Annotated in this window: 16 protein-coding genes; 2 read left to right on the top strand and 14 right to left on the bottom strand. The window is 51.0% G+C overall.

Annotated elements, in window-relative coordinates; genetic code table 11:
- Positions 1–132: 132 nt before the first annotated feature.
- On the top strand, positions 133–798 hold the full coding sequence (gene deoC, locus DWV16_RS08290) for a deoxyribose-phosphate aldolase (protein ID WP_066458616.1): 666 nt from the start codon (positions 133–135) through the stop codon (positions 796–798).
- A 133-nt stretch (positions 799–931) separates the two neighbouring features.
- On the opposite strand, the gene DWV16_RS08295 is transcribed toward deoC, so the two are convergent.
- The 6 genes from DWV16_RS08295 to DWV16_RS08320 all read right to left on the bottom strand — a co-directional run bounded on the left by DWV16_RS08295 (position 932) and on the right by DWV16_RS08320 (position 6,594).
- Positions 932–1,945 (bottom strand): asparaginase, encoded by a 1,014-nt coding sequence (locus DWV16_RS08295; protein ID WP_243007295.1) that lies wholly within the window; start codon positions 1,943–1,945, stop codon positions 932–934.
- A gap of 83 nt (positions 1,946–2,028) precedes the next feature.
- The gene (locus DWV16_RS08300) at positions 2,029–3,219 is read right to left on the bottom strand and encodes a M20 family metallopeptidase (RefSeq protein ID WP_118478681.1); all 1,191 of its coding nucleotides are present in this window, start codon (positions 3,217–3,219) and stop codon (positions 2,029–2,031) included.
- 14 nt (positions 3,220–3,233) lie between these two features.
- Positions 3,234–3,968, bottom strand: a complete 735-nt coding sequence (locus tag DWV16_RS08305) for an amidohydrolase family protein (RefSeq protein ID WP_118478683.1) — start codon at positions 3,966–3,968, stop codon at positions 3,234–3,236.
- Positions 3,965–4,717: an amidohydrolase family protein gene (locus DWV16_RS08310; RefSeq protein ID WP_118478685.1), complete on the bottom strand. Its 753-nt coding sequence runs from the start codon at positions 4,715–4,717 to the stop codon at positions 3,965–3,967. The genes DWV16_RS08305 and DWV16_RS08310 overlap by 4 nt, the downstream gene beginning before the upstream one ends.
- Positions 4,718–4,723: 6 nt before the next feature.
- Positions 4,724–5,182 (bottom strand): hypothetical protein, encoded by a 459-nt coding sequence (locus DWV16_RS08315; protein ID WP_147349445.1) that lies wholly within the window; start codon positions 5,180–5,182, stop codon positions 4,724–4,726.
- Positions 5,183–5,208: 26 nt separating this feature from the next.
- The gene (locus DWV16_RS08320) at positions 5,209–6,594 is read right to left on the bottom strand and encodes a cytosine permease (protein ID WP_158572822.1); all 1,386 of its coding nucleotides are present in this window, start codon (positions 6,592–6,594) and stop codon (positions 5,209–5,211) included.
- 254 nt (positions 6,595–6,848) lie between these two features.
- Here DWV16_RS08320 and DWV16_RS08325 point away from each other — a divergent pair, with 254 nt between their 5' ends.
- The gene (locus DWV16_RS08325) at positions 6,849–7,814 is read left to right on the top strand and encodes a LysR family transcriptional regulator (protein WP_066458590.1); all 966 of its coding nucleotides are present in this window, start codon (positions 6,849–6,851) and stop codon (positions 7,812–7,814) included.
- 46 nt (positions 7,815–7,860) lie between these two features.
- On the opposite strand, the gene DWV16_RS08330 is transcribed toward DWV16_RS08325, so the two are convergent.
- The 8 genes from DWV16_RS08330 to trxB form a co-directional block, all read right to left on the bottom strand.
- On the bottom strand, positions 7,861–8,856 hold the full coding sequence (locus DWV16_RS08330) for a Gfo/Idh/MocA family protein (protein ID WP_066458587.1): 996 nt from the start codon (positions 8,854–8,856) through the stop codon (positions 7,861–7,863).
- 26 nt (positions 8,857–8,882) lie between these two features.
- Positions 8,883–9,875 carry a LacI family DNA-binding transcriptional regulator gene (locus DWV16_RS08335; protein WP_066458584.1) on the bottom strand — a complete coding sequence of 331 codons (993 nt, stop codon included), beginning with the start codon at positions 9,873–9,875 and terminating at the stop codon, positions 8,883–8,885.
- Between the two features lie 393 nt (positions 9,876–10,268).
- A complete protein-coding gene (locus DWV16_RS08340; RefSeq protein WP_158572823.1) occupies positions 10,269–12,167 on the bottom strand; it encodes a sialidase family protein in 1,899 nt (632 codons plus the stop codon).
- A gap of 44 nt (positions 12,168–12,211) precedes the next feature.
- Positions 12,212–13,501: a TRAP transporter large permease gene (locus DWV16_RS08345; RefSeq protein WP_341472910.1), complete on the bottom strand. Its 1,290-nt coding sequence runs from the start codon at positions 13,499–13,501 to the stop codon at positions 12,212–12,214.
- Entirely contained in the window at positions 13,498–14,016 is a 519-nt protein-coding gene (locus tag DWV16_RS08350) for a TRAP transporter small permease (protein WP_066458578.1), read from the bottom strand. Before DWV16_RS08350 ends, DWV16_RS08345 begins: the two co-directional genes overlap by 4 nt.
- A 445-nt stretch (positions 14,017–14,461) precedes the next feature.
- Positions 14,462–15,538: a C4-dicarboxylate TRAP transporter substrate-binding protein gene (locus DWV16_RS08355; RefSeq protein WP_118478693.1), complete on the bottom strand. Its 1,077-nt coding sequence runs from the start codon at positions 15,536–15,538 to the stop codon at positions 14,462–14,464.
- Between the two features lie 308 nt (positions 15,539–15,846).
- The gene (locus DWV16_RS08360; RefSeq protein WP_118478695.1) at positions 15,847–16,602 is read right to left on the bottom strand and encodes a polysaccharide deacetylase family protein; all 756 of its coding nucleotides are present in this window, start codon (positions 16,600–16,602) and stop codon (positions 15,847–15,849) included.
- Positions 16,603–16,698: 96 nt separating this feature from the next.
- Positions 16,699–17,628, bottom strand: coding sequence for a thioredoxin-disulfide reductase (gene trxB / locus DWV16_RS08365; RefSeq protein ID WP_066458548.1), 930 nt, complete (start codon positions 17,626–17,628; stop codon positions 16,699–16,701).
- Positions 17,629–17,797: the final 169 nt, after the last annotated feature.

The following is a 17,797-nucleotide window of genomic DNA, read 5'->3' on the forward strand; positions in this document are numbered from 1 at the left end:
ACAAATTTTCTATATAATTTTGTTTTTTACGAAAACCGCTTGACTTTTCTCTGAATTTACATTACGATAGAAATAGATTTTGAAATTATTCTCTAAATCGATTAATTGATCATTTTTAGGAGGACATCTGCTATGAACTTTAAAAAAGCCGACATCGCCAAAATGTGCGACCACACCCTGCTCAAAGCTTTTGCAGAGGACGGCCAGATTGAAAAACTTTGCAACGAGGCGAAGGAATACCACTTTGCCTCGGTCTGCGTCAATCCCTGTTATGTGGCGAAAGCCGCCGAGCTGCTCAAAGGCACCGGTGTGAACATCTGTACGGTGATCGGATTCCCTCTGGGAGCAAATACCCCGGAAACCAAAGCGTTTGAAACAAAGGACGCCATCGCCAAGGGCGCGACCGAGGTCGACATGGTTATCAACGTGGGCGCGCTCAAATCCGGCCGCACCGACGACGTGTATAACGACATCAAGGCGGTGGTGGATGCGGCAAACGGCACGCTGACCAAAGTGATCATCGAAACCTGCTACCTCACCGACGAGGAAAAGGTTGCCGTTTGCAAGCTGGCCCAGAAAGCGGGCGCAGACTTTGTGAAAACCTCAACCGGCTTCGGCACTGGCGGCGCGAACGCGCACGACGTGAAGCTGATGAAGGACACGGTGGGCGATACGATGAAGGTCAAAGCCTCCGGCGGTATGCGCACCTACGAGGATGTTGTTCCGGTACTCGAGGCCGGTGCGGACCGTCTCGGCGTGAGCGCGAGCATCGCCATCTGCGAGGGCGCGCCCGAATAAACCGTTCCCCCGCGACGCGGAAAAAAGTCCGCGCCGTATCAATATTGCGATCTCTCTTCATTCTTCAGCCAAACCCACAAAGAAAAGGGCCTGCGGAAATTCCGCAGGCCCTTTTCTTTGTCCGGCTCCGCCTTCACGTCGCAGGCGCGACGGTCAGTTCCCCTTCCAGGCTGCGCGCAAACAGATCCGAAATCTCCATCGGGCTTTTCCCCTGCCCAAGTGCCCACATCAGCTTGGTGACCGCCGCCTCGGTCGTCATATCGCCGCCTGGGATGACCCCTTTTTCCAGCGCGCGGCGGCCGACCTCGTAGGTACTCATGTCGCTGCGTTCATAAAGGCACTGGCTGCACACCACAACCGCCACGCCTCCCTGTACCAGCCCTTCAAGCGCTGAAACCAGGTCGCGCCGGATAAAATGCAGCCCGCCGGAACCGAACGCCTCGATAACCACGCCGCGGCATCCGAGCTTCGCCAGCGCCGCGAAAAGCGCCGGGTCCACGCCGGGGATCAGTTTTACAAGCGCAACGCGGTTGTCCAGCCGGTCGCGCAGGACACATCCAACCGAACGGCGGGATGGAAGAAGCTCTCTGCGGACGAGCAGACCGTCCGCGCTGACCTGTGCGACCGGCGGCAGATTGACACTCTCAAACGCGTCAAAATCGGAGGTGCGAACCTTAACCGCCCGGCAGCCGAGCAGCACCTTGCGAAAAAACGCGACAAAAATCCCCGGTTCACCCGAAGCCGCCATCGCAAAAGCTGTGCGCAGGTTTTCCGGCGCGTCGCTCAGCGGATGCCCGATCGGAAGCTGGCTGCCGGTAAAGATGACCGGCAGATCGATCCCCGGCAGCATAAAAGTGAGCACCGAGGCGGTATAAGCCATCGTGTCGGTGCCGTGGGTGATCACCACTCCATCGTATCCCTCCCGCATCGTGTAGACGCTGCGGGCGATCAGCTGCCATTCCTCTGGCTGGATATTCGAGGAATCCAGCGTCAAGATATCGCGCACCGTCACCTCATAGGGCAGCGGGCCCAGATGTTCCAGCAGCTGCGCGCCGGTTTCTTCCGGACGCAATCCCCGCTCGGACGCGCCGGATGCAATCGTGCCGCCGGTTGCCAAAAGCAAAATCCGTTTTTTCTCGCCGGACAAAGGCTTCATCTCCTCAAAGGTTTTGTTCGGATGTACAGAGCAGGGGCCGGACCAGCCGGTCCGGCCCTCAAAACAGTTTTATTTTATTCCCACCGGGCAAGCCAGTCAAGCGCGGTCTGAGCCATCAGCGCGGACCCGAGATACAGCTCGCTGTCGTCGATCGCGAAGCGCGGGTTGTGGTTGGCATAAGTTTCGCCTTCCCGGGGCGGTGTGGAAAACACCCAGTAGCAGCCCGGGCAGTGCTGCAGAAAGACCGACATATCCTCACTGCCCATAAGCGGTTTTTCCAGCCGGTCCACGCGCTCCTCCCCAAGCAGCCGCCGTGCGGACTGCTCCGCGAAAGCGGTCAGCTCCGGATCGTTCATCGTGACCGGATAGCCGCGTTCGTACACGATCTCACAGGAAGCACGCATCGTTCTGGCGATACCTTCGCACATCTCCCGGATCCGCTTCTCAAGTTGAATGCGGATCCCTTCGTTCAGGCAGCGAACCGCTCCCTCGAGCACAACCTCGTCCGGGATGATGTTGTAGACCTCGCCGCCGTGGATCGATCCGATGGTCAGCACCGCCTGATCGGTACCATTGATTTCACGGCTGACGAGCGTTTGCAGCGCCGTGATAAGATAAGCGCTCACCGCGACCGGGTCAACCCCCTGCGCGGGCGCGGAACCGTGGCAGCCACGGCCGCGCACCATAATTGTGAAGCTGTCGCGCGAAGCCATGAACGCGCCCGGATAGAATCCAAAATGACCGCCAGGCAGCTCGGTCGCCATCACGCCCGCATGCTGGCCGAACACCGCGTCCACACGCGGGTTCTCAAGCGCCCCTTCGTCTATCATGCGCTGCGCGCCGCCGGAACATTCTTCACCGGGCTGAAAAATCAGCTTCACACTACCAGAAAAACATGCCCGGTTGCGCATGAGCAGTTCTGCGGCGCCCAACAGCATCGCCGCATGCGCATCATGCGCGCAGGCGTGCATCCGCCCGTTTTGTGAGGCGAACGGAATTTCCGCCTTCTCCGCGATGGGCAGCGCGTCCATATCGGCGCGCAGGGCCACGGTTCGGCCCGGCCCCGATCTTCCTTCGATCAGCGCGACGATGCCGAAATGCGCCTCGGATATCCGGTACGGGATGCCCAGCTCTTCCAGCCGCGCACATACATATGCCGCTGTCTGCGGCAGATCGAGATCCAATTCCGGTATCCGGTGCAGGTCCCTGCGCCAGCCGGTGATTTGATCCGCCAGGCATTTTGCCTGGCAAAGCATTGATTCCATTGTTTTCCTCCAGCTCACATCGCCAGAAGCGCGCGGATATTTTCTGAAAAGATCTTATCCTTCTGCATCTGCGGGATCTGTGCCGCTTCGACACGCGCAATTTCAAGCGAGATATCCATATAGGGCGCGCAGGAACCGAACACTACGTTTTCTTCGCCGGCTGACGCGATCAGCAGCTCAATGAAGTCCCGGCGATAGACGCCGGACAGGTCAAATTTGAGGTTTTTCGCGGACTTGGCGGCATAGACCGCATCGTCGAAGCTCAGCCCGCTGATGTCAAGCTGCCCGCCATGGGTGGCGATAAAGGTGATCTGCGGAAATTTCATCGCAAGCTCCCACAGCTGCAACGGCTCAGATACGCAGGGATACCCGGTAGAAACGTAAACCGGCAGGCCATGCCGTCCACAGGCCTCCACCGCAGGGTATACCTTCGGATCGCTGATGATAAAGTTGTCCTCCCACGGATGCAGGTGCAGGCCCCTGAGCCCATAGGAGACAAGCGCGTCCACCTGCTGTGGGGCAGACTTTTCAAGCGGATTTACCCGGCCGAAGCCGATGAGCTCCGGATGGGCTTTCTGCACTTCGGAAATGTACCGGTTCGCCCTGTCGTAGTTGTAGTCACAGGGTTTGAACGGGCGCACGACCGCCCGTTCCACGCCGTTTTGTTTCATCTGCGCGAGCAGCTCCTCCGGCGAAACCGAATTGCCATAGAGCGAATCGCCCACAAATGCACATGCGTCAAATTTCATACGGCATGCCCCCTTATCGTCTTCAGCCCGAGAAGCCGGACGGCATTTTTATAGAGGATCTTGGCTTCGGTCTCCGGGTCGAAGTGCAGATCCAACACCTTTCGCAGGTCGGAAACCGGATCGCCCGCCGGGTTGTCGGTCGCGAAGAGCACCCGGTCGGCGCCAAGCTCCTCTACCGCCCTGCGTACAATCGCGGGATACGGGGTCGAGGAGGTGTCGAGGCAGACATTCGGGCAGGCTTTTGCCATACGGATCGACTCCTCCCCGTGGAAGAACCCGCCCATGTGGCAGATGATCTGCGTCTCCGGACAGAGCCCGGCGCCCAGCCCGATCTGCCAGGGCTGGGCCGCCACCTTGTCGCCGCAGTGGATAAATACCGGCAGGCCAAGTTCGGCTGCCTTTTTCATCACTGCCACGCAGAAGGGATTGTATGGTTTTAACAGATTGGAGATCGGGTGCAGCTTGAACCCTGTAATCTCAGGGTGTTTCGCCGCCTCTTCCATTGCGGAAAGCGCCGCGTCCCCGCCGCTGGGATTGACCCGCAAAAAACCGGTCAGGCGTTCGGGGAAACGCCCCACAAAATCCAGCAGGTTTGAAAGCGCCTTCGGATATCCTGGCGCTTCGCCGTAAGTGGTAATACAGGTCAGATCGATCCCGGCGCGGTCCATAAGGTCAACCACGCGTTCTGGCGGATCGATCCATCCGAACGTTTCATATTCGTCCGCATGCCCGTGGAAATCAATGATCATGCCGCCTCAGCCCCCTTCCCTCATTGCGTCGGAATGTTTCTTCCGCTGCTTGGCGGAAAAGACAAAGCACAGGATGAAGATACCCACCGCCACCAGCATAAAAATGATGCTGGCGCTTGTAAACATCCGGGAAGTGAAGGCGGCTTCCGCCGTCTGTCCGCTCGCCGCGTCCTTCACGACGATCTTATAATCGCCCATCAGATCGATTGTATAGGTTTCAAAGCATTCGTTCGCGCTGTTCCAGCGCTCCTGGCGCGGGCTTACGTCAACCGTGGCGCCGTTGGGCTTGGTGATTTGAATGCTGACATCCTGGGGATCTATCTGCTGCTCTGAGGAAACCGCGATGACTACCAGCTCGCCGGTGGAATACGCGTCCTTGACCTGCACATCCAGCGCTGCCGCGCTACAGCAAAGCAGGGAGGAAATCAGGAAGATGACCGCGAGCTGAAAGATCCTTTTTTTCACTGCAAACACCCTTTCTTTCACGCCAGTCATTCGGCGGCCTGCGGTTCTTCAGCCTCTTCGCGGATAACCGCGGGCGATTCCATCACATAGCCGGCAGCCATTTCCGCCTGCGGGAACTTCGGCAGTACCCAGAAACGGTAAAGAACATAATAAATGACCGCACTGCTGACGATACCTACGATCGTGCTGAAATCGAGCCGGATGATCGAAAGCAGAAATCCCGCTACCAGCGCGAAGATGCCCGCCTGGTTGACGCCTTTTCCATAGGAATATTGCCCACCGGGCTCATAGAGCGCGCGCATGTTATATTTCTGCTTGCGCAGGAAGATGAAGTCGGTGATCATAATACCGGAAAGCGGCCCGAGCAGCGCGCCATAGACATTCATAAAGGAATAGAATCCATTCGAGGTGGTCAAAAACCACGGCAGAACAAACAGCGACAGGCAGCCTGTAAACACCGAGGTGAACCACCAGGGGAATTTGAAAATGTGCTCCCAGATCATATTTGCGGGCATGATGTTCGCAAACATGTTGGTGGAGAACTGGCCCAGGATGATAAACGCCATCGCAATGATGACAATGAAGAAGTTCGGGACGTATTTTACGAACAGGTCGACCGGGCTCCAGATACCGGACATCGCGTAGACCACCATGCCAAGACCGCTCAGGACCAGGACGGTCGGGATGAGGCCGCAGGCATAGGAGGCAACATACTTCGGCACCGAGGAGTTGTCGACGTGGCGGATGTAGTCGGAGGAATTCACCACGACGGTAATCCCCATGCTGACGTTTGCAGTGACCACACCCCAAAAGGGCAGCCCCCATGACCCGCCGCTGGATGCGACCGAGGAGATGTTCTCGACGCCGAACAGGTAGAATACGTACACGCCCATGATGAGGATCACCACGAACAGGGCGATAGCCGCATAGGCGGTGAAGTTGAGGATACTCTTGACACCGAGCATCGAAAGGACAACCTGCGCGAAATGGAACACGAAAAACCAGACCCAGATGTTGTCGTATCCAAACAGGATCACAGAGAACATATTGAGGCCCAGCGCGCCCAAAAAGGAATTGTATCCTGTCCACAGGATCGCGGGAATCGCACGGATTGCGGAGACATAGCTTGCGGCTTTGTCCCCGAAACAGGGACGCATCTGCACGATCATCGGGATGCCGAAATGAAATCCCGGCAGTCCGTTCGCGGAGAGCAAAACCACATTAATCAGCATCGCGATTGTGAGTGCAATCATCGCCTGCACCATGTTCAGCCCGGCCGCAATCGCGCCGGAACCGGTCATAAACGCGAAGATTGCAATCAGGTCCGAGGCCCAGGAAAAGGTGAACTTGGGGTAGGACATCGTCTTTTCGGCATCCAGGACGGGGGCCAAGGATGCTTCTACCTTTGCCATACGATCAACTCCTTTACACGGTATCAGATTTTTTGCTTTCACCCGGTTCATACGGGCAAATGCCGCCATCCGGCTGCTCCGCCTGTCGTTCCCTCCTTTCATTTTTGCAGGAATTCACGCCGCTTTATTCATATTATTTATTTAGCCGGCGTTTAATAAGTTGTTAATCATATAATAACACTTGCGTAATAAACAGTGTTAAGCTAAAATAGTTATAGGGGTATAGCTATTTTATACATTCGGAGGAAATCCGCATGAAACTTGAGCATCTGCGTTACGTCATCACAACTGTGGAACAGGGTTCCATCTCCAAGGCTGCGCAGTCCCTGTTCCTCACCCAGCCACATCTGAGCAAAATTATCCGGGAAGTTGAAAATGAAATCCGCTACCCGATCTTCCTGCGCCAGAGCGACGGCATCGCCCTCACCCAGAAAGGCGCGCAGTTTCTTCTGCATGCGCGGCGGATGCTCAATGAAGCTGACAGCATGTTCGCGCTTAGCCATGAGCCGGAACAGACCCATCATTTCAGCATCTCCACGGTACGCACCTCTCTGGTGCTCGATTGTTTCCTGCAGCTTTTGCAGGAGCATCAGGACGACCCATACCTCCAGTTTTCCATCTGCGAAAATGGGAACAACACCGCCATCGACGATGTTTACACCCAGAATGCTGAGCTCGGCATCGTTTACCTGCTTGCCGCCGAACGAAAAAACATGTTCGACCGGCTTTCCCGCCGCGGGATCTCTTACCACCGTATCTGTCCGCTGCCGCATCAGATCATTATCTCCTGCGAACACCCGCTTCTGGAACTCGGCCGGCCGGTCACCCGGGAGGATCTCTATCCCTACGGGATGCTCCGCTACGGCCGCGGCATGGTATTTGGCAGCGAAAATGCCGATTCCATCTGGTACAATTCCTTCCTCGATCTCAACCGCATCGGCCGGACTGTCTATGTCTATGACCGCGCCACCATGCACAACCTTCTGACCGCTACCGACTTTTTCACGCTTGGCACGAGCCCGGCCATCTATCAGGAAAGTCTGCACAAAATCGTTTCGATCCCCTTTACCGAGTCCTCCGTCAACCAGGAAGCCATTGTTGAAATGGGTTACATCCATCTTGACGGCACGCCCTATACAGAAGTCTGCTCCCGCTTTATCGAGCTGCTGAATGAGGCTTACGCCCCAGGCGGTTCCCGGGAGCCCATCCATAACGGTTAACAAATCCCCCGGGCAGGAATCTCTGCCCGGGGGATTTGTTACGTTTTTACAATATGTGGTTTTGTTCTCTATATACCGCTAACATCTGATCTACAATTTTTGTTACATGAGCGGCAGTATACAATGTGCTGGGGCATTTCGACTTACCCAACAGATCGTCCACCACCAATTGAATCATCGGCTGCTGCACATGGTCATATTTTTGTACTTGAACGATTTTAGTTTCCCCACCTACAGTCACAGCAAAGGGTTCATTGTCAAAAACAGAAAATGAAATCATCCCTTTGTCCCCAACGATTTCGGTCCGTTCCTCATTTCGAAATCCAGAAAAGCACCAAGTCGCGCTCCCCTGCGGACCCGAATCAAATTGAAAACAGGCGGAAACAATGTCCTCCACATCGTACAGTCCCGCCTGATTCGATGCTATCGTGAATACATTTTGAAAATTGCCTATTAAATATTCCAAAATGTCCACGCAATGAACTGACATATCCAAGAATTTCCCACCGCCGGCTTCTTTTCTTAACCGCCAAGGCAGGGTATCCCTACAATATTCCTCCACTTCTGGAACCCATTGGCAGAATACATTGACAAAACGGACGTTTCCGATGATCCCATCCTCCAAAATTGCTTTGATTTTCTGAAATTTATCCATTGCCCTGCGGTAAAAAGCTGTGTATCCCTTTACCTCAGCCTTTTCGAATTCTCGTATAATTTCCAAGCACTCGGAATAAGTATTGGCCAACGGTTTCTCAATATAGGCCGCTTTTCCGGCTTTTGCACACTGAACTGCATATTCCTTATGAAATCGCGGTGGAGTCGCTACATATACCGCATCAATATTGGGATCTGCCAGCAATTCATCCGCCGTACGATAAACGACTTTTACCGGATGCTTTTCTGCATACGCTAAAGATTCGGCATAGTCCGCACTGGTAACGGCATATAAACTGGAGCCCCGCGCTTTATAGAAAGCGGGGCCGCTCTTTTTTTGCGCAACCGCTCCGCATCCAATCATTCCCCATCTGATTTGATCCTTCATACTTCCTCCCGCTAAAAATGACTTCTCTAAGGCGTACTTTTACGAAAAACAATATCGGCGCTGATAATCGTCTTCTTGGGTACCTTGCGCCCCTCAAGCGCATCGCGCAATATTCTGGCCGCAGTGGCGCCTACCGCTTCCTGATTATTGTTGACAGAGGTCAACATGGGCAAAGAAAGCTCAGCATATTTAGAATTATTACACCCAATTACCGCTATATCATCCGGAATCTTCTTTCCGATCCTGGACAGCTCATTCATGATCGTCACTGCTGTTATATCCTCTCCGCAGATAATTGCATTGGTATCCGGCATAAGTTCCAGTATTTTGTGACAAGCCCTCTTGCATTCTTCAATATTATGATCTGTCTTTACGATTAGTTTCCGATCGGATAAGGACAGACTCTCGATTGCTTTGAGATAGCCTTTCTTTTTTTCCAAAATACTGTTTGTGGTGTCGTCCATGACAAATGCAATTTTATCCCGCTTCTTTTCATATAGCAGCGTTACGCATTTTTCTACCGCCGAACATTCGTCCGTTATAATACTGTACACGTTGTCCAATTCTATATAGCCGTTTGTGATTACAATAGAAATGTTCGGCATGTACTGTTGGATTAATTTTTCCACTGTGTGGCTCTGGAAAACAGACCCAACCAAAATGATTCCATCCACTTTTCGCTCGGCCATCATATTAAAATAATGCTCCTGCCGCTTTGGATCCTTTCCTGTGCTGCACAAAATACATCCATATCCCCAACGAGTAAGCTCCTGCTCAATGGTATAGGCGGTATTCGCGTGATGTTCGCTGCGAATATCCGGCGTAATAATCCCAACCATCTTTAAGGTGGTGCTGTTGACAAGCCCTCTGGCAATTACACTTGGAACATAATTGCTTCTATCAAGCACCTGTTGAACCTTTTCTCTCGTCTTAGGCTTAATTCCAGGGTGATTGTTAATCACCCTGGACACCGTAGAAATAGAAACATTCGCTTCACGCGCAATATCGTAAATTGTCATCTAGATCACTCTTTTGTTAATATTTGTGTCGTATTTAACCGGCATTAAAAAGGGCGAGGCGAAACGGTTCCCTTAACGGGAAAATCACAGCGCTTCAAAATCCTTTCGGGATTTTGCGAGATCGACGTATACTCGCTTTCAACACATTTTATTATAAAAAAATCTTCCATATTGGCAACATGATTCAATATTTATCAAGTCTTTTCCTCTTGGTATTTTGAAATGCCCATCATTTCCACCATTAGATCTGCTATAAATTATAACACCAATTAAAAACATATAAAATATTTAGTGAAATATGGTTAGGTCAGACACCGCATTGCGCACCGCAGTTTGAACGCAGCGCGCAACGCGGCGTCTAAATCTTTCAATACCAGATTTCTTGCCCTTTGATCAGCCCTCGCTGCCAGCTCGCCAATTGCCAATCAGCTCAGTTGTCCGCAGCGCCCGATCATATACCCGCAGTTTCTTGATCTTCTTTCCGATCACTGCCGTTTCACCGCCACGCGCACTTTCCAAATAAGGACTGAAGCGCCCCCATCCAAACTGACGCGCATCTCCGCCGTCATTAAACCTTCCATCGCTTACAAATGAAATGACATTGGGGCCGCCATCAACAACGACGCCAATATGGTGCGGCCCTGCTTGCGCAAGGATATGATCGTCACTGGACCACGTATTTTCAGTCATATCGTCCCGCAGTACGATCGTTACCCCTCCCCGCTCATTTGTGAAAATACAAGTACCCCTGCCATCCGTCGTCCGGTTGTCAAACAACATCTCACCACTACCAGTATTCTCCACCCAAAAATCAATGGTAAATCCCTGACGCGTTCTTTGGCTGCGATAATCTGAATACTTTTCATTCAACCGTGCAAAATCCGGAAGAATTGGGGCTTTCAGAACCTCATCACCTGAAGATTCTAAAATTAAGCCACGCTTCGTGACCTCGCAAACATTAAATTGATTCCACATATCCTCAAGGAACGTTTTATCGATATGATGAATACGAGCAATATCCTTGTTCGTTTCCGTCAAGTAGTACTCCCCATCGTCTTCCAAAAGGTCAGGATAAGAAATCCGTACAATTGGATCGTCCGTATATAAAACAATTTCCGGCTGAGACCACTCCAACTCAATTTTACCCTCATGCTCAACTTCGCGACCGGCAAGAAGCCAGACCGGATTGCGGTCCTCAAAGGAATAATGACTGTTTTTTCCAATCCTATCCAAAAATCCCGCCCCACCGTGGTTATGGAACCAATATAGATATCTTCCGTCCGAAGTCTTCCATGCAAAATTTGCCGCACGCGGACATTTCACACGTTTGCCATCTGCATAAGACATCCAAACAGGCTCGGTCCAAGTATAACCGCCGTCATCGCTATACGATATCGCGGGCCAGCCGTCAATGGTTCTATAGACACAATGAATTCGGCCATTGGAAGTGGAAAGGAAACTATGCTCTTCCGCGATAGGCGCGGCCCCATCGGGTGCCCGAAGACCTATATCGCCATCCGGCAGCGTCTCCCACACAATTTTATCGGCATCGCGCTCTGTCATGATGTTGGACGATTTGAACAAAACGCCCTCGCTGCGTGAAAAGAGCCCTTCCCCAAAGCTGCCGACCTTCGTGAATGGAACAAACGCGGTGTCTCCCATGACCAGCGGAATCGCGGAATTCATGCCAAAGAGGATCTTTCCCCCCGTCGGATTTTCCCTGTCAATCGCAAACTGGCGCATCGGTATCGCATAACGTTTGACCGACCAGGTCCTACCGTTATCGTCGCTGTAACGGTAGCAAAATTCCCCCAATGAATCGACACGGCGGCACATTCCGGAATCATATGGCGGATTGTCGCCGGGAATCTCCCTGACATCTATATTATTATAAATATAAAAAGCATAAATTCTTCCGAACGCAGTTTTCAGCAGAACCGCTTTTGATCCTTCCGGACCGTCCGCAGGCTCTATATCAATGGGTTCTTCCCAAGTTTTTCCCTGATCTGTCGAACGGCGAATGGTGGTCCGTTGGCTGTTATCGGCTTCCTGTCCATCGCCGATACTTAAGGAGCATACCCATGAACCGTCATTCGCTTTAATAATAAAAGGTTCATCAACATAATGGTTTCCGGCATGAATTACCTTGCCATTTTCCAGCATCCTCCAGTCAGCCAGAACCGGAGTTGGTTCGGTCTCAAAAGAAGCTAAGAAACCATCCATGAATACCTTGTGCGGCCTGTTTCCATCTCTAATTTGGGGCACTTCATTAACATTTTTATACTGGGCCATTTCCATTCCTCCTTGAATAATACATATAATAAGTTATTTCTGTTTTATGCAGCACCATAAACCAGATTCGGCAGCCACAACACCATATCCGGGAAGAAAATCATAAGTGCTATGACCACAAATATCATGCCAAAAAACGGCATTGATTCCTTTACATATTCTTCCACCGGACATTTCAGGATATCGCACACCGAAAACATCGCCGTTCCTACCGGAGGAGTCATTGCGCCAATGATGACCGTCAGTTCGAAAATCAATCCAAAATGGACCGGGTCAACCCCCATATTCATGACAATCGGCAGCATGATCGGGGTAAAAAGCATCGTGTTCACCGTGCTTTCCATGAACATGCCCATGATGAACAGGAACAGTGTCAGAACAATCATCATCAGGTATTTGCTTTCTGTCAATTTCGTTAACGCCGTCGCAAGGATCTGCGGAAGTCCGCTGTAGGTAGACGCATAGCCAAATATAGCCGCAACAGCCGTGATAAATAAAACCACGGAACAATCTTTCATGGCATCCTTCATAACCTTAACCAGGGACTCCCGGGTAAGTTCTTTATAAATGAACTTGCCAACAAACAGAGCATAAACAACCGCAAACGCACCAGCTTCCGATGCGGTAAACACACCAAAACGAATTCCAACGATCAGCAGAACCGGAAACAACATCGCCCAAATGCATTCCCACAGGCTTGCGCCGATTTCTTTAAGCGGAGGCATTTTCTCGCTTTCTCTCGCATAATTCCGTTTTCTGGCAATCAAATACGACGGAATCAAAAGGGCAATTGTCATCAAAATGCCCGGCACGATCCCACCGACAAACAGGCGGCCGATGGAAACGTTGCCTATTGCCCCGAAAATGATCAGCCCAACGCTGGGAGGAATCGTAGCCGTGATCGTGGAACTAAGCGCAACCACTGCGGCGGAATAGCCTTTGGAATATCCTCTCTTCAGCATGGATGGGCCTAAAATTCGCGCTTCCATCGTAGCGTCCGCCACCGCAGAGCCGGATATACCACCCATGACAGCGCTGAGCAGACAGCTCACACAGGCCAGACCGCCAAACAGATGGCCAATACACTTCATTGAAAATTTGACAAGTCTGTCTGTGATGCCGGACGCATTCATCAAACTCCCGCATAGAATAAAAAATGGTATCGCCAGCATGGTAAACCCCTGTGTAGTCGATACCATGCGCTGAACAGCAATGGAAATTGTAAGATCCGGGACCATAATGTAATAGCTTAAGGAGGCGATACCAATGGCATAAACCAATGGCATTTTGATAATCAACAAAGCTAAAAACAGGATGACTACAACCCACATCATTTACCCTGCGCCTCCCTTTCTTGTTCCGTATCCACATCTGTATCAAGGATCTCTTGCTGACCTCGAATTTTTCGGATAATTCGGAAGATAGTGGTCAACAGCATCGCATAGCCGAAAATAGCAACGCTGATGGTAATCCAAGAATAACTGATCGGCAGCACGTTCAATCGACGCTCATAATTTTGGATTGCCAAAACAACGGCATAAGTGCTGATATATCCTAAAAATACAGCGGTCAAGATCAGACTGATATAGTCACAGACTATCTGGATCTTTTTAGGAAATCGATTATAAAAAATGTCCACCGATACATGTCCATTTCTGCGCCAAGTGGCCGATGCCGCAGCAAAAGTAAACCAGGTAAAAAGCAGCTGAGCAACCTCAACCGACCATGGATTTGGCCGCCCAACGGCACGTGCAACCGCTGACAAAAAGACCAGAATTACCATGATACTTAATAAAACCATGCTGAATCGATCTTCAAACGTTTTCCATAAATCTATCAATTTACGCAAATGAACTCCTCCTATATCCAATCTAAATTGAGGGCATCAGGAAAAGTGTTCGGAAAGTCCGGAACTCCCAGTCAAATGAGGATCTCTAGCAAAGGCGGCAGGAGGAGTCTGTTCTCAACAGAGGCTTTGCTTTCTTGTTCAGCTAACGAATAAAGAAATCTTACTTTCCCATCTGGCCTTGGTAGCGGCCTTGCCATCCACCTGTCTCACGAATACACAAAAATAGATCCCATCGCAATCATCGCTATATCGCCCGACTGCCAAAAATCCAGATTTATAACAGCATCTCATGCAGGATTCATTGTTGGACAATCTGAACGATAACGACATAAACAAAACGGCGAGATTCCCGCTGCGGATACTACAGCGGGAATCTCACCGCCCGCAAAGGCTACGCCGGGCTAACCCCCGCTTTGCCTTTCATATCCACGGTCTATTTCGGTATTCAGCCGTTTTTCAAGAATTCATCAATCTCTTTCTTCACTTCAGTAAATTCCGGGAAGTCTTTATACATCTTATCAATTGCAGATTTGAATTCGGCAGTATCCACATCGGTTATTTTCATACCAGCAGCTTCCATTTCTTTTTCCATATTGGCGGTTTCATTCCTAGCAATTTCCGAAGCATAATCTCCAGCTTCCTGAGAAGCTTCCAGCATAACCTTTTGATACTCCTGAGGCAATGCATTGAACCACTGATCGCCCACAATCAGTGCCGTAAAAAGCTGGATATGTCCGGTACGGCTCATGTATTCCGCAACTTCCTGCAAACGCGCTGCATAGATTCCCGGTGTCTGCCCTTCGGCGCCATCCACTACCTTGGTTTCCATAGCATTATAAATGTCATTCCAGGGCAGCCCCGTGGGTTTCGCGCCAAGCGCTTCAATCATTTTGTTATAGAGAGGAGTGCCTGGGGAACGGATTCGCAGACCGGACAGATCTGCAACTTTTGTAACTTCTTTATTGGTGATAAAGTTTCTGGAACCTTGCCACCAGTTAAAGGTGAGAATTTTGTAGCCTTCTTTTTTATTCAGATCATCATACATTTTTTGCGCAATATCAGAGGAAATTACTTTTTTGCCGTCCTCATAACTTTCGTAGATGTATGGCGCATTTAAAATAGCCAATTCCGGAACAGAACCAGAGAAGCGGGAAGCATCACTGATACATCCAACATTGGAGCCGGTTTTAATCTGTTCGAGCAGATCAGGTGTATCACCCAATTGATTGGAATGGTAAACCTCGACTTGTACTCCCCCATTGGTTCCCGCCTCTACAATTTCTTTATATTTATATAAACCTATTGTAACGGGATCTTTATCACCTTGAACATATCCCAATTTGATGGTATAAACTTTATCCGGCTTTTCCGCGCTTTCCACTGAATCTCCAGAGGCTTTTGGAGATTCGGCCTGAGCCTGAGGAGCTGCACTTTGGTTTCCGCCGCCACATGCGCTAGTTGTAAACAGTAAAATTGCCGCTAATAAGAATCCTCCCAGTTTTTTCATTGCCTTCTTTTTCATTTCTTCTGCTCCTTTTAATTTAGTAGTAGTTATTAAAGCCCCTCTCCAAGGGCAAAAATCACATTTTAAGAAGGGTAATGTTTTGAAAACGCTTTCTAATTGATTTAATTAAAACTATATCATATGGATTTATTTTTGTCAATATATCATATTAATAATTTACTTTTAATTATATTATTATATTAATTATCCATATAAATTTCGAAGCGCTTTCAATTTTTCCGAAATATTCTTCACTTCACTGGCAAAATCAGGGGTTAATTGGAAAAACAGAAGCCCCGGACAGGAATTCCTGTCCGGGGCTTCTGTTACATTTTGGGAGATTGCCGACCGGTGTGATCAATGGTATACGGCGCGGGGTATATAAGTTCTCCAACCGTGACAAAATGGTAACCCCGTGTCGTGAGCTGGTCGAGTGTTTGTGCCAGCGCGGCGGGGGGGTTTGCCTTGCCTGCGGGCCAAAGCATGATATCCCCCGGGGCGGCCCGGCCGCATACCTTTTCCACCATCTCTTCCACTGGCGGTGTCTTCCAGTCAACCGAATCGTTGGACCATTGAATAGCCTCCCAGCCAAGGGCACGCGCAGTCGAGATCACCATATCGTTATATGCACCGGACGGAGCCCGGAAGAGATGCAGCTTCTGTCCGGTCGTTTCCTCAATGATCCGTTTTGAATCGTCAAGCTCCTTTACGATCTCCTCCCGGCCAAGCTTCGTCATATCGGGATGGGTATTGGAATGGCTTCCAAGCTCATGCCCGGCCGCGGACAGTTTTTTGGCCGCTTCCGGATATTTTTTGCACCAGTCGCCCACCAGGAAAAAGGTCGCCTTGATTTTGCGTTCGTCAAGTAACCCGATCAGCTTGTCGATGTCGCTGTCGTCCCAGGCACAGTTGATCCCGAGCGCCGCGACTTTTTCCTCGGTATCCACTGAATAAACCGGCAATTCCCGTTCCGCGGCGGAGGTGTGCATCGCACGGCCCGCCACACCGAACAGCAGCAGAACCCCCAGCAGAATGCACCCCACCGCCGGAAGGACTGCCCTTCGCGAATATACCCTGTACATACGATCACCTCATGGTATCTATATGCGCGGATGCTCCCATTCAGACGGCCACAACAAAAGAAGGATGCACAGCGTGCATCCTTCTTTTGTTCTCTTTTAGACGAGCGACGCAATATAATTACCCGCCTCGAACGCCGCGACCGCACCGTCCCCGGCCGCCGTCACGATCTGACGCAGGGATTTTGTACGGGTATCGCCCGCCGCAAAGACGCCAGGCAGATTGGTACGGGTGTCTTCATTTGCAACGATATAGCCGGTTTTATCGAGTGTGATCTGGCCGGCAAACACCTCGTTATCCGGTACCAAACCGACCGCTACAAACACGCCGTCGGCAGCAATTCTCCGTTCTTCCCCGGTATTTACATCCTTCACCGTGATTGCACCGACCTTTTTCCCATCCTCCTCGGGCAGGATCTCCAGTGGTACCGCACTGAGCACCAGTTCGATATTTTCCCGCTTATAAAGGCTATCGGAAAGCACCTTGGAAGCACGGAACGCATCCCGCCGGTGGATCAGGTAAACCTTCTCACAGACGTTTGAAAGGTAGAGCGCGTCCTCCACGGCGGTGTTGCCGCCGCCGATCACGACGGTAATTTTTCCTTTATAGAAGCCGCCGTCACAGGTTGCGCAATAAGAAACGCCGCGCCCCGCATATTCTTCCTCCCCGGGGATTTCAAGTTTGCGGCGTTTCGCACCGTTGGCAATAATGACCGCTTTGGCAGTGTAATGTTTGCCCGATTGGGTATCGACCGATTTTTCCATCCCGGCCAGTTCCACCGCGTTTACTCCATCGAATTCGATCTTGGCGCCGTGTTCGACCGCCTGGTTATAGAGGTTCATCCCAAGCTCCGCACCGCTGATCTTACCCACAGCCGGATAATTCTCCACCTCGGGAGTATTGGCCATCTGCCCGCCATATACATATTCCTCGAGCACCAATGAACGGTAGCCCGCGCGCTGGACATAGATCGCCGCGGTGAGTCCTGCCGGACCCGCGCCGATGATAATCACGTCATAAGCAGCCATAATCACGTCTCCCAACTATACAAAAACAGTCTTTTTCTTATTTTACCCCATTCAATCAGAATATGCAACAGTTTTTCCCGATCATTCCCCGTCGCATTCGCCAAATCTGCCCTATGATTTTTGTTGCGCTTTTGATATAATACATCTGTTAATTGATCTTTGGAGGCGT

It is taken from the genome of Anaerotruncus sp. AF02-27 (assembly GCF_003465835.1).
Taxonomy (GTDB): Bacteria; Bacillota; Clostridia; order Oscillospirales; family Ruminococcaceae; genus Anaerotruncus; species Anaerotruncus rubiinfantis.

What these genes read in the sequence shown, in the direction of transcription:
- DWV16_RS08360 (WP_118478695.1), bottom strand. Translation starts at nt 16,602, where the DNA reads ATGTACAGGGTATATTCGCGAAGGGCAGTCCTTCCGGCGGTGGGGTGC.
- DWV16_RS08305 (WP_118478683.1), bottom strand. Translation starts at nt 3,968, where the DNA reads ATGAAATTTGACGCATGTGCATTTGTGGGCGATTCGCTCTATGGCAAT.
- DWV16_RS08330 (WP_066458587.1), bottom strand. Translation starts at nt 8,856, where the DNA reads ATGAAGGATCAAATCAGATGGGGAATGATTGGATGCGGAGCGGTTGCG.
- DWV16_RS08340 (WP_158572823.1), bottom strand. Translation starts at nt 12,167, where the DNA reads ATGGCCCAGTATAAAAATGTTAATGAAGTGCCCCAAATTAGAGATGGA.
- trxB (WP_066458548.1), bottom strand. Translation starts at nt 17,628, where the DNA reads ATGGCTGCTTATGACGTGATTATCATCGGCGCGGGTCCGGCAGGACTC.
- DWV16_RS08320 (WP_158572822.1), bottom strand. Translation starts at nt 6,594, where the DNA reads ATGGCAAAGGTAGAAGCATCCTTGGCCCCCGTCCTGGATGCCGAAAAG.
- deoC (WP_066458616.1), top strand. Translation starts at nt 133, where the DNA reads ATGAACTTTAAAAAAGCCGACATCGCCAAAATGTGCGACCACACCCTG.
- DWV16_RS08335 (WP_066458584.1), bottom strand. Translation starts at nt 9,875, where the DNA reads ATGACAATTTACGATATTGCGCGTGAAGCGAATGTTTCTATTTCTACG.
- DWV16_RS08310 (WP_118478685.1), bottom strand. Translation starts at nt 4,717, where the DNA reads ATGATCATTGATTTCCACGGGCATGCGGACGAATATGAAACGTTCGGA.
- DWV16_RS08300 (WP_118478681.1), bottom strand. Translation starts at nt 3,219, where the DNA reads ATGGAATCAATGCTTTGCCAGGCAAAATGCCTGGCGGATCAAATCACC.
- DWV16_RS08325 (WP_066458590.1), top strand. Translation starts at nt 6,849, where the DNA reads ATGAAACTTGAGCATCTGCGTTACGTCATCACAACTGTGGAACAGGGT.
- DWV16_RS08355 (WP_118478693.1), bottom strand. Translation starts at nt 15,538, where the DNA reads ATGAAAAAGAAGGCAATGAAAAAACTGGGAGGATTCTTATTAGCGGCA.
- DWV16_RS08345 (WP_341472910.1), bottom strand. Translation starts at nt 13,501, where the DNA reads ATGATGTGGGTTGTAGTCATCCTGTTTTTAGCTTTGTTGATTATCAAA.